General features: G+C 39.8%; 10 protein-coding genes. 9 read left to right on the top strand and 1 reads right to left on the bottom strand.

All coding sequences use genetic code 11. The features are described 5' to 3' along the window. Positions 1–7 precede the first annotated feature (7 nt). The 7 genes from recG (at position 8) to rnc (ending at position 6,443) form a co-directional block, all read left to right on the top strand. A complete protein-coding gene (recG, locus tag K3T81_RS08240; protein ID WP_238019299.1) occupies positions 8–2,041 on the top strand; it encodes an ATP-dependent DNA helicase RecG in 2,034 nt (677 codons plus the stop codon). A 97-nt stretch (positions 2,042–2,138) separates the two neighbouring features. Beyond that, on the top strand, positions 2,139–2,732 hold the full coding sequence (gene fapR, locus K3T81_RS08235; protein ID WP_106896623.1) for a transcription factor FapR: 594 nt from the start codon (positions 2,139–2,141) through the stop codon (positions 2,730–2,732). Continuing rightward, positions 2,716–3,723 carry a phosphate acyltransferase PlsX gene (gene plsX, locus K3T81_RS08230; protein WP_238019345.1) on the top strand — a complete coding sequence of 336 codons (1,008 nt, stop codon included), beginning with the start codon at positions 2,716–2,718 and terminating at the stop codon, positions 3,721–3,723. The genes fapR and plsX overlap by 17 nt, the downstream gene beginning before the upstream one ends. Continuing rightward, complete coding sequence (gene fabD, locus K3T81_RS08225; protein ID WP_106896625.1) at positions 3,720–4,658, top strand: ACP S-malonyltransferase; 939 nt, start codon at positions 3,720–3,722, stop codon at positions 4,656–4,658. The genes plsX and fabD overlap by 4 nt, the downstream gene beginning before the upstream one ends. Beyond that, positions 4,658–5,398, top strand: a complete 741-nt coding sequence (gene fabG / locus K3T81_RS08220) for a 3-oxoacyl-[acyl-carrier-protein] reductase (protein WP_238019297.1) — start codon at positions 4,658–4,660, stop codon at positions 5,396–5,398. The genes fabD and fabG overlap by 1 nt, the downstream gene beginning before the upstream one ends. 39 nt (positions 5,399–5,437) lie before the next feature. Further along, positions 5,438–5,668, top strand: coding sequence for an acyl carrier protein (acpP, locus tag K3T81_RS08215; RefSeq protein ID WP_036573112.1), 231 nt, complete (start codon positions 5,438–5,440; stop codon positions 5,666–5,668). 91 nt (positions 5,669–5,759) lie between these two features. Beyond that, a complete protein-coding gene (gene rnc, locus K3T81_RS08210) occupies positions 5,760–6,443 on the top strand; it encodes a ribonuclease III (protein WP_106896627.1) in 684 nt (227 codons plus the stop codon). A gap of 102 nt (positions 6,444–6,545) precedes the next feature. Here the strand turns inward: rnc and K3T81_RS08205 are convergent, their stop codons facing one another. Further along, entirely contained in the window at positions 6,546–6,770 is a 225-nt protein-coding gene (locus K3T81_RS08205) for a DUF1128 domain-containing protein (RefSeq protein WP_106896628.1), read from the bottom strand. Between the two features lie 502 nt (positions 6,771–7,272). Between K3T81_RS08205 and smc the strand changes: the two genes are divergently transcribed. Together smc and ftsY are read left to right on the top strand one after the other, a co-directional pair. Beyond that, a complete protein-coding gene (gene smc / locus K3T81_RS08200) occupies positions 7,273–10,839 on the top strand; it encodes a chromosome segregation protein SMC (protein ID WP_238019295.1) in 3,567 nt (1,188 codons plus the stop codon). A 13-nt stretch (positions 10,840–10,852) separates the two neighbouring features. Then, positions 10,853–11,848 carry a signal recognition particle-docking protein FtsY gene (ftsY, locus tag K3T81_RS08195; protein ID WP_106896630.1) on the top strand — a complete coding sequence of 332 codons (996 nt, stop codon included), beginning with the start codon at positions 10,853–10,855 and terminating at the stop codon, positions 11,846–11,848. Positions 11,849–11,907: the final 59 nt, after the last annotated feature.

Raw genomic sequence — 11,907 nt, 5'->3', positions numbered from 1 at the left:
TAGTCATATGCTGAATGAATCTATAGAAGCTTTAAAAGGTGTTGGTGAGAAGTATGCCGAGTCACTGGCATCTCTCGATATAAAAACAATTGAGGATTTGATGTATTATTTTCCATACCGTTTTGATGTGTTTGAAGTTAAGCCGCTTGCTGAACTGGTACATGATGACAAGGTAACGATTGAGGGAAGGGTAGTACATGATCCTTCCCTCTCTTTCTTTGGGAAAAAGAAATCGCGTTTATCCTTTACACTAGAGGTAGAAAATATAGCTGTGAAAGCGGTCATGTTTAATCGTGCCTTTGCCAAAAAACAGATTAATGCAGGAGATACGGTTACCTTGGTGGGAAAATGGGATGCCCATCGCCTACAAATAACCGTAAGTCAATATAAAAAAGGACCGGCAGCTTCACAAGCAGAAATTCAACCGGTTTACGCTGTGAAGGGTGATATTACGCCATTTCGCTTGAAAAAAACAGTGAAAACAGCACTAGAAGCCTACGGAGATCAGTTGGACGAAATATTGCCAGAAAACTATTTAAACGCGTATAAGCTTCCGGATAGAAAACAGGCTGTTACCTCCATGCATTTTCCGGCCAATAGGTTGGCTCTTAAACATGCGCGTAGGAGGTTTATATACGAAGAATTTCTACTCTTTCAACTTAAAATGCAACTTTTACGAAAATGGAAAAGGGAAGCAACGGATGGCAATGCTCAGCAATATGACAAACAACAGGTTGAAGATTTTATTGACTCGTTTCCATTTCCGTTAACAAATGCACAACAGAAGGCATTGGGGCAAATCTTAAACGATATGCGTTCGCCATATCGAATGAGTCGTATGCTGCAAGGAGATGTAGGTTCAGGTAAAACGGCTGTTGCCGCCATCTGCTTACTGGCATCCATTACAGCAGGAAAGCAAGGCGCTTTAATGGTACCAACAGAAATTTTAGCAGAGCAGCATTATCAGTCTTTATGTCAATTGTTTGGGGAACGTGCAAACATCACCTTATTAACTGGTTCTGTAAAAGGGAAAAAGCGAAAAGAAGTATTGCAGGCTATTACAGAGAAAAAAGTGGATATTGTGATCGGCACGCACGCTCTTATTCAGGAAGAGGTCACCTATCACAACCTAGGTTTTGTCATAGTTGACGAACAGCACCGATTTGGAGTAGCTCAACGACGGATGTTAAGAGAAAAGGGCCTTTACCCTGATGTGTTGTTTATGACGGCAACACCGATCCCTCGTACACTTGCTATCACGGCATTTGGTGATATGGATGTATCCGTTATCGATGAAATGCCTGTCGGAAGAAAAGAAATTGAGACTTATTGGACGAAAGAAAATACGTTAGACAGAGTACTTCGTTTTATTGAAAAACAAGTAGCAGCAGGAGAGCAAGCTTATGTCATTTGTCCGCTAATTGAAGAGTCGGACAAGCTAGACATCCAAAACGCTGTAGAATTACATCAACAACTGGAAGCATTTTATCCTCCTGAGGTAAAGGTAGGTTTGATGCACGGACGCCTACATACAGATGAAAAGGATGACGTCATGCAACAGTTTTCAAGAAATGAAATCCAAATTCTTGTCTCCACAACAGTTGTTGAGGTAGGTGTAAATGTTCCAAATGCAACCATTATGGTAATTTATGATGCGGAACGTTTTGGGCTTTCCCAATTACACCAGTTGCGTGGTAGAGTCGGTCGGGGAGATAAGCAAAGTTATTGTATATTAATTGCTGATCCAAAGGGTGAGGTAGGAAAAGAACGTATGCGTATTATGACAGAAACTACGAATGGATTTGAGCTATCGGAAGAGGACTTGAAATTAAGAGGGCCAGGAGATTTCTTTGGTAGGAAACAAAGTGGGATGCCGGAATTTAAAGTTGCTGATATGGTCCATGACTACCGTGCTTTAGAAACTGCCCGAAATGACGCTCAGGAAATTATCGAGCAAGGAATGTTGGATACAAATCCTGCTTTTTCTGCACTGAAAAGTATACTGGAAAAGGACGCTGCACTCACGGATAAATTAGATTAGATCCTTGCATAAATGCACAAGGTATTATATATTACTATTAGGACCAAGTCTTAATATGTAGTTTCTACGTAATTAATTCGATGTGGACGGTGTATCAATGCGAAGAACGAAAACAGAACGCCAGCGGATGCTGAAAGAAACAATTGAACAAACACCTTTTATCACAGATGAAGAGCTTTCAAGGAAATTTTCTGTTAGTATCCAAACAATTAGGCTGGATAGATTGGAGTTATCGATTCCAGAACTGCGCCAGCGTATAAAGTCGGTTGCGACGGATCAGTGGAATGAAACGGTAAAAGCTCTACCGCTAGAGGAAGTCATTGGTGAAGTTATTGACCTTGAACTAGATCAGCGGGCTATCTCTATTTTGGATATTAGCAGTGATCTTGTATTTTCAAGAAATAAAATAGCGCGCGGACATCATTTGTTTGCCCAAGCTAATTCACTTGCTGTTGCCGTTATCAATGATGAACTTGCCCTAACTGTTAAAACTGAGCTTAAATTCATTCGTCAGGTCAAACAGGGAGAACGGGTGATAGCCAAGGCTACGGTAGAAGGTAAAGATGATAGTGGCAAGTCAATTGTTCACGTTAACAGCTTTGTAGAAAACGAACTGGTTTTTACAGGTGTATTCCATATGTACCAAACTAGTGGACACAAAGGAGAACAAGATGATGAGATTAGCAATTGATGCAATGGGTGGAGATCACGCACCAGAAGAAATCGTACGTGGTGCTATCAAAGCAGTTTCTGAAATTGACAATTTGCATATCACGTTATATGGTGATAAAGCAAAAATTAACCAATATTTATCTGCGAACGAAAATATTGATGTTGTACATACAACCGAAGTTATAACAAGCGATGATGAACCAGTAAGGGCAGTACGTAAGAAAAAAGATGCTTCTTTAGTGGTAATGGCGAAAGCAGTAAAACAAAACCAAGCAGATGCGTGTATCTCTGCGGGCAATACTGGTGCCTTAATGAGTGCAGGTTTATTTGTCATTGGTAGAATCCCGGGGATTGAACGACCAGCATTAAGTCCAACGCTTCCAACACTTGATGGAAAAGGATTTTTGCTTTTAGATGTAGGGGCGAATGTTGATGCGAAGCCTTCACATCTTTTACAATACGCCATAATGGGCTCTGTATATGCACAGAAAGTTAGAGGGATTGCTGAACCAAAGATTGGTTTGCTTAATGTTGGCACAGAGGACGGCAAGGGAAACGATCTGACAAAACGAGCTTTTTCTCTCATGAAGGAAGCACCAATTAACTTTGTTGGCAATGTAGAGGCGCGTGATTTATTGTCAGGGGTAGCTGATGTTGTTGTTACGGATGGATTTAGTGGGAATGTTGCTTTAAAGACGATCGAAGGAACTGCTGAATCAATGTTTTCTATGCTCAAGCAAGTGTTTATGGGATCGTTCAAAACAAAACTTGCAGCCGGTGTAATGAAAAAGGATTTAACTGAACTGAAAAATCAACTTGATTACTCAGAATATGGTGGAGCTGGATTGTTTGGACTTGGTGCACCTGTTATTAAAGCACATGGTTCATCCAATAGCAGAGCAATATTTAATGCGATAAAGCAAGCGTGCCATATGGTGGAATTTAATGTGACAGACACGATAAAAGAAACAATTGAAGCAATGGAAATAGATAAGGAGGATAACGTATGAAAAAAGTAGCATTTATGTTCCCGGGACAAGGGTCACAGGCTGTTGGAATGGGAAAAGATATCTTTGATGAGTTTTCCGATGTGCAACAGTTGTACCAGGAAGCTGATCAAGTACTGAATAAAAATCTGTCCAAATTAATGTTTGAGGGACCAAAAGATGAACTAACTGAAACAGAGAACGCACAGCCTGCCCTCCTTCTATCAAGTATTGCTTTGCACTCGTTATTGCTTAAAGAAGAAATCCAGCCCGTAATGACTGTTGGACACAGTTTAGGCGAATATAGCGCATTAGTTGCTGCGGGCGCTTTATCTATTGAAGAAGCATTGCCGTTAGTAGCTACTAGAGGTAGGTTAATGGAAGAAGCCTTTCCTAAAGGACAAGGTACCATGGCGGCGGTTTTAGGTCTTGACGAAGAGGCAATTGCTACAACGCTTGCCAAAGTGGAAGATGAAACAGTTAATATCGCTAATCTGAATTGTCCAGGGCAAGTGGTTATCTCAGGCTCACAGGCAGGTGTAGAGCTAGCTACGTCTCTTTTAAAAGAGCATGGTGCTAAACGGGTGCTTCCTCTTAATGTGAGTGGGCCATTCCATTCCACATTAATGCAACCAGCAAGTGAAGCATTTTCTAAGTACTTGGATGAAGTGAAGATCAACGATGCTTCTATCCCTGTATACGCAAATGTCTCTGCCGCTCCTGTAACCGAAAGTGGGAAGATTAGAGAATTATTAATTGAACAATTATATTCACCAGTTCGCTTTGAAGAATCTATTCGCCATATGCTTAATGAAGGCGTAGATGCATTTGTTGAAGTAGGAAATGGTAAGGTGCTAAGTGGTCTTGTGAAAAAAATAGATAAAAGCGTTAAGACATTTGCTGTACAAGATACAGCATCCCTTCATGAATTTATTTCGTGGTATAAGGAGGAAGCATAATGTTACAAGGGAAAAATGCCTTAGTAACCGGGGCTTCGCGTGGTATTGGACGGGAAATAGCTTTGGAACTGGCAAGACAAGGAGCGAATGTTGCCGTTAATTTTTCTGGTAACGAAGCAAAAGCTCAGGAAGTCGTTGAAGAGATTAAAGCAATAGGCCGTAATGCTATTAAGGTACAAGCAGATGTAGCAAATGAAACATGTGTTAAAGAAATGGTTAAAGAGGTTATCGGTGAGTTTGGCACCTTAGATATCCTTGTCAACAATGCTGGTGTAACCAGAGATAATTTATTGATGCGTATGAAAGAAGAAGAATTTGATCAGGTTATTAACACAAATCTTAAAGGCGTATTTATTTGTACTAAGGCGGTAACACGTCAGATGATGAAACAAAAATCTGGCCAAATCATTAATGTTTCATCCATTGTTGGAGTAAGTGGTAATCCTGGACAAGCTAACTATGTAGCTGCAAAAGCAGGCGTGATTGGCTTAACCAAAACAACCGCTAAGGAACTTGCTTCACGTAATATTCGTGTTAACGCGGTAGCTCCAGGGTTCATATCAACTGATATGACAGATGCATTGACCGAAGAACAGCAAGCAGGAATGCTAGACATGATTCCACTAGGAAAATTAGGGAAGCCTGAAGAAGTGGCCAAAGTTGTTCGATTCCTTGCTTCAGAAGATGCTTCTTATATTACTGGGCAGACCATTCATATTGACGGAGGAATGGTTATGTAATAAATCAAGTGACTTTCTTTGAAAGGAGGTGAAGAGAGAATGGCAGACGTGTTTGATCGTGTAAAAGCTATTATCGTAGATCGTTTAGACGTTGACGAGTCAAAAGTAACGATGGAAGCTTCATTTAAAGATGACCTAGAGGCGGATTCTTTAGATGTAGTGGAATTAGTTATGGAACTGGAAGACGAATTCGATATGGAAATCGCTGACGAAGAAGCTGAAAAAATTAATACAGTGGGTGACGCTGTAAACTACATAAACAGTTTATAGTCCCACAAACCTAAAAAATATAAAAAAATTGAAAGTCTCGCGTTTTAGCGGGACTTTCGTATATAACAACAAACTTAGGGGGTGAAAATGAATGGAAATCGCGCAATTAGAAAAAGAATTAGCTATACGGTTTGACAATCATGAGCTGATTAAACAAGCCTTTACACATTCATCTTATGTGAATGAGCATCGTAATGAAACGGTTGTGGATAACGAACGTTTGGAATTTTTGGGAGATGCTGTACTTGAACTTGGTGTATCACAGTATCTTTTTAAGGAAAATGAAGAAATGCCAGAAGGAGAAATGACAAAGCTCCGAGCAGCAATTGTTTGTGAGCCATCCTTAGTAAATTTTGCGAGGGATTTAGATTTTGGTAAGTTCATTCGTCTTGGCAAAGGGGAAGAACAAACTGGTGGAAGAGAACGGCCGGCCTTACTGGCAGACGTTTTTGAAGCATTTCTGGGAGCACTTTATTTGGATAAAGGTTATTCAGAGGCATTAGCCTTTTTGGAACGTCACGTCTTTCCGAAAATCACTACAGGTGCTTTTTCGCATGCGATGGATTATAAGAGCCAATTACAAGAGCTTGTACAACAATATAAACATCAAACGATTACGTATAGGATTATTGATGAAACAGGGCCTTCCCATGACAGGGAGTTTTTAGCCGAAGTACAGATAAGTGAGAAGGTTACAGGAACAGGTAAGGGAAGAACAAAGAAAGAAGCCGAGCAAAGAGCAGCAAAGGCTGCCCTAGACAAATATCAACCATAGTATTAGTAAAGCAAAGGCCGTTCCAGGAAGCGCATCCTTTGCACTTTCATCCAATTTGAAAAGGCTGTGAGATTTATTTGCTCACAGCCTTTATCTGGTTTATTAGTTTTTTCTTACGGAACGTAATTCTTCAATAAATGCCTGTGCCTCTGATGCACTTAGACGCCCTTTTTGGACAACAATTTCATACATCAGTTTCAGGTCATCGTATTTATTCAAATCATAATCTTCCGGATCCAAAATTGCTCGGTTAACTACATCAAGCCGTTCTCCTAATTGTTCTAGAATGAAAGACATATTTTCTTTGTTTGGATTTTCTAAATTCATAACAACACCCCGTATAATTAGTTATCTCATTTTCTTTTTATCATAACATAATTGAACACGTTGAAGTACAAAGATTGCGATTATCCTATGAATGAACATTCGAACATTATCCTTTTTTTCCTTCTAAACATGTCAGTATGCTATGATTGTGGTAAAATAAATGCGGTAAAAAACTACATAATAACATGACAAGCATATAAAAGACGCTTTCGCTATTCTGGTAGCTGGCACTATAAAGGGAATTTATAGTAGCCTAAAAATCGATTGACAACAGAAAGCAATGATGAATTTCTAATACGTAACGTAATGGTGTTTTATATAAATGTACGTGTTCAATAAAGAGGACGAAAAGCCGGTAGGTAAAAAGGCAATGCTATTAAAAGCATAGAGGATATGGAGTTTGACTTTAAAACTGGTAAATGCTAGACAGATTATATTAATATCAGTCTCTAAAAACCTTCCCATTTACCTTTTACGCGGTTTTTCAAATAGGAGAATGTATATGTATTTAAAAAGGCTGGAGAGTGTTGGCTTTAAGTCATTTGCTGAACGAATCTCAGTGGACTTTGTTCCAGGAGTTACGGCAGTAGTAGGGCCAAACGGCAGCGGGAAAAGTAATATAACAGATGCGATTCGCTGGGTACTGGGCGAACAATCAGCTAAATCACTGCGCGGATCTAAAATGGAAGATATTATTTTTCAAGGTAGTGATTCTAGAAAGGCATTGAACGTTGCAGAGGTAACCCTTGTGCTTGATAATCAGGATCAAGCATTGCCGGTTGATTATGAGGAAGTAAGTGTTACAAGAAGGGTTTACCGATCAGGGGATAGTGAATTTTACATGAACAAACAAGCCTGTAGGTTAAAGGATATTGTTGATCTGTTTATGGATTCAGGGCTTGGTAGGGAAGCCTTTTCTATCATTAGCCAGGGGAAAGTCGAAGAAATATTGAGCTCTAAGGCTGAAGAAAGACGTACTATCTTCGAAGAGGCTGCAGGTGTACTCAAGTACAAGCAAAGAAAGAAAAAAGCAGAATACAAACTGGCTGAAACGCAGGAGAATCTTAATCGTGTAGAAGATATTATTCATGAAATAGAGCAACAAGTAAACCCATTAAAGGCTCAGGCTGATAAGGCAGAAAAATATGTGAGTTTAAAGGAAAAGTTAAAACAAGAAGAAATTGCCTATCTAATTACCGAAATTGAAAACTTGCATAATGAGTGGCAAAATCTGCTAGATGACGTAGAAAAAGACAAACGTATCGAGTCAGAAATGAAACGAAACATTCAGCAAAAAGAGGCTGCAATGGAGGAAGAACAACAGGCAATAAACCGGTTGGACAACAAGATTGAAAAAATGCAAGCCCAGCTTCTTTCTGCTACAGAAGAGCTTGAGAAGAATGAAGGGAAAAAGCAGCTGCTTTCTGAAAGATCGAAGCATTTTTCTGAGAATAAAGAAAAACTCGAAGTACAAAAACAAGAGTCCTCTACCCGTGTTGGAACATTGCATGATCAATTGGTTGTAGAACGAAAAAGTTTACATGAGCTTCAGGAATTAAGAAAAGAAACGCTGAAACGTGTTAAACAGTTAGAAAAGGATTTAACAACAAACCAAGAGGACATAGCAGAAAAAATTGAGGATTTAAAATCAGAATACATCGAGTACCTTAACAAGCAAGCAGCAAAACGAAATGAAAAACAGTCCATTGCCCAACAGATGCAACAAATGAACGGCAAAAAGGATAAGCAGGATGGGAAATTTCAAGACCTTGTTAAATCACGGCAAGCACTGCTTGGCAGTCTAGAAGTATTTGAAGTCGATTATCAAAAACAGGAAAAAGACGTCAAAGATCATAAAACGGAAATCGAATCGATTAAGACAGAGCTACGAAATGCTAGAAACACGTTTCAAGAACAGCAGACAAAGCTTTATCAAGGGTATCAGTATATTGAAAAATTGAAATCAAAAAAAGAAATGCTTGAGGAAATGAAGGAAGATTTCCAAGGCTTTTTCCAAGGCGTAAAAGCAGTTTTGAAAGCGCGCGAAGAGAAACAGCTACAAGATATTCACGGTGCGGTAATAGAGCTTGTTGATGTGCCTAAGAAATATATTACAGCAATGGAAACAGTATTGGGAGGGCAATCACAACATATTGTGGTCCAGCATGACCAAGCTGCCCGCAGAGCAATCTCCTGGCTCAAACAAACAAATAATGGACGTGCTACTTTTCTTCCAATGGAGTCCATTCAAGAGCGCTTTGTTTCAAAGGATCTGTTAACAAAAATTGAGAATCATCCTGGCTTTATTGGAGTAGCTTCACAGCTTGTTTCTACAGAGCCTGCATATCAACGTGCTGTCAACCACTTGATGGGTCACGTTATTATAGCGAACACGTTAAAAGATGCAAATGACATTGCGCAACAGGTTATGCGTAGGTACCGTATTGTGACGTTGGAAGGTGATGTGGTAAACCCAGGGGGTTCCATGTCAGGTGGTGCACAGAAGAAGACGAACCAATCCCTTTTCTCCCGGGAACAAGATTTACAAGAAATGACAGAAAAACTAACTGCTTTCCAGGAGAAAACCATTGCATTTGAAAAGCAGGTTGCAGAACAAAAAGCAAACGTTGCTAAGCTTGAAAAGAAACTTCCTAGTAAAGAAGAGGAGTTATCCAAAAAGCAGAGACAATTGCAGGAGACACATGCTCAGTTACGTGAATTGCAATTAAAAAAAGAAACGCTTGATGAAAACTTAACGATTTATGATCAAGACAAACAACAGTTTAATGAGGATACAGAACATTTCCAGGAACGAGAAGAAAAGCTAACAGAGGAATTGACACAGATAAAGAACGCATTAGAAAACATACAGTCGGAAATCGATCAGCTATCAAGCAAAGAAGCTATTATGAAAGAGAATCATGGGGAGATGCAACAAGAGCTTCATGAAAAACAAGTGCTGTTAGCTGAGCAGGAAGAGCGATTGAAAAATCAGCGGGAGAAGTCAGACAGTGTTGAAAAGCAATTATCTGAAGCAAAGCAGCAGTATGACCGTTATGCTGGCGAACTAAATGAATTATTGGAATACGAGCTGTCAGAGGAAAGTGAACAAGAGATTGAAACCACAATTGATCGAAAAAGCAAAGAAAAACAAAATCTCACAGCCGATATACAAACAGAGCGTTCTGCACGTCAAAAACGTACACAATTACTGCAGGAAAAGGATAAAGAGCTGAAAGAAGAGAATTATGCACATCAAGAGCAAGTAAAGCGGATAAATGAACAGGAAGTGAAAGTTAACCGAGTTGATGTTGATTTAGAAAATCGCCTTTCTCATTTACAGACAGAATATACCATTACATTCGAAAAAGCGCAGGCATCCTATGAGCAGGCAGAGGATATGGAAGCAGCCAAAGCAAATGTACAGCAATTAAAACAGGAAATTGACCGATTGGGCACGGTAAACCTTGGAGCGATTGAAGAGTATGAACGAATTTCAGAGCGCTATTCCTTTCTAACAGATCAGCAAGCAGACCTTGTGGAAGCTAAGCAAACACTGTATGCAGTTATTGCTGAAATGGATGAGGAGATGAAAAAGCGCTTTGACGATACGTTTTCCAAAATTAAAGCAGAGTTTACCGAGGTGTTCCGCCAGCTATTCGGTGGAGGCAATGCTGAATTGAAGCTAACAGATCCAAAAAATCTGTTAGATACAGGGGTGGACATTATCGCGCAACCACCTGGTAAGAAACTCCAACACCTTGGTTTATTATCTGGTGGTGAAAGGGCATTAACTGCTATTGCTTTATTATTTGCTATTCTAAGGGTGCGTCCTGTTCCTTTCTGTGTATTGGATGAAGTAGAGGCAGCCTTGGATGAAGCAAACGTCGCTCGTTTCGCGAAATACGTAAATCATTACAGTAAGAACACGCAATTTATCGTGATTACACATCGACAGGGTACAATGGAGGAAGCTGATGTGTTGTATGGTGTTACCATGCAGGAATCAGGCGTCTCTAGACTGGTTTCTGTCCGGCTTGAAGATACGAAAGCATTAGTTAAATCATAAGGGGGTTACAATCATGGGTTTTATGGATAAATTTAAAAACCGTTTTAAACAAGACGAGAACGCAGAAGAAGTCTCTACGAAATATAAAGAGGGAATGAAAAAATCACGCCAAACCTTTTCCGGGAAAATTAATGATTTAATTGCACGTTATCGAAAAGTAGATGAGGACTTTTTTGAGGAGCTTGAGGAGGTTCTTATTTCTGCTGACGTAGGTGTAACCACTGTTATGGATCTGGTGGAAGAACTTAAAATGGAAGTAAAGCGACAAAACATTAAAGATACAAAGGATATTAAGGAAGTCATCTCTGAAAAGCTTGTCGAAATTTATTACGGTGATGATGACGAAAAGATTGAGGGCTTAAAACTAGATAAAGAAGATCTTTCTGTTATTTTGGTCGTTGGTGTGAACGGGGCTGGAAAGACCACTTCCATCGGCAAACTTGCGAATCAGTTAAAGTCACAAGGCAAAAAGGTTGTTCTAGCTGCAGGGGATACGTTTCGTGCAGGAGCGATTGAACAACTGGAAGTATGGGGAGAACGAGCAGGCGTAGATGTCATTAAGCAAGGGGCAGGAAGTGATCCTGCAGCTGTTATCTTTGATGGCATAAAATCAGCGAAGGCTAAAAATGCAGATGTGCTAATATGTGATACAGCTGGTAGGCTGCAAAACAAGGTTAACCTAATGAATGAGCTTTCTAAAGTGAAGCGTGTGATCGAGCGAGAAGTGCCGAATGCGCCCCATGAAGTACTCCTCGTTCTTGATGCCACAACAGGTCAGAACGCGCTTAACCAAGCGAAGACATTCTCGGAGGCAACGAATGTCTCCGGGATTGTTCTAACAAAATTGGATGGTACTGCAAAGGGTGGAATTGTGTTAGCGATCCGTAAAGAACTCAATATTCCTGTGAAGTATGTAGGTCTTGGTGAAAAAATAGATGATCTTCAAGAATTTAATGCTCACGCGTTTGTTTATGGTTTATTTGCCGATATGCTTGAAGAAACAGAATAGAAGATAGCTTGACAATTCCGGCAATACTTCGATATCATGGAATGTAAAGCAAATTCACT

It is taken from the genome of Oceanobacillus jordanicus (assembly GCF_022095695.1).
GTDB lineage: Bacteria > Bacillota > Bacilli > Bacillales > Amphibacillaceae > Oceanobacillus_B > Oceanobacillus_B jordanicus.
This window is presented reverse-complemented; position numbering and strand designations above follow the sequence as displayed.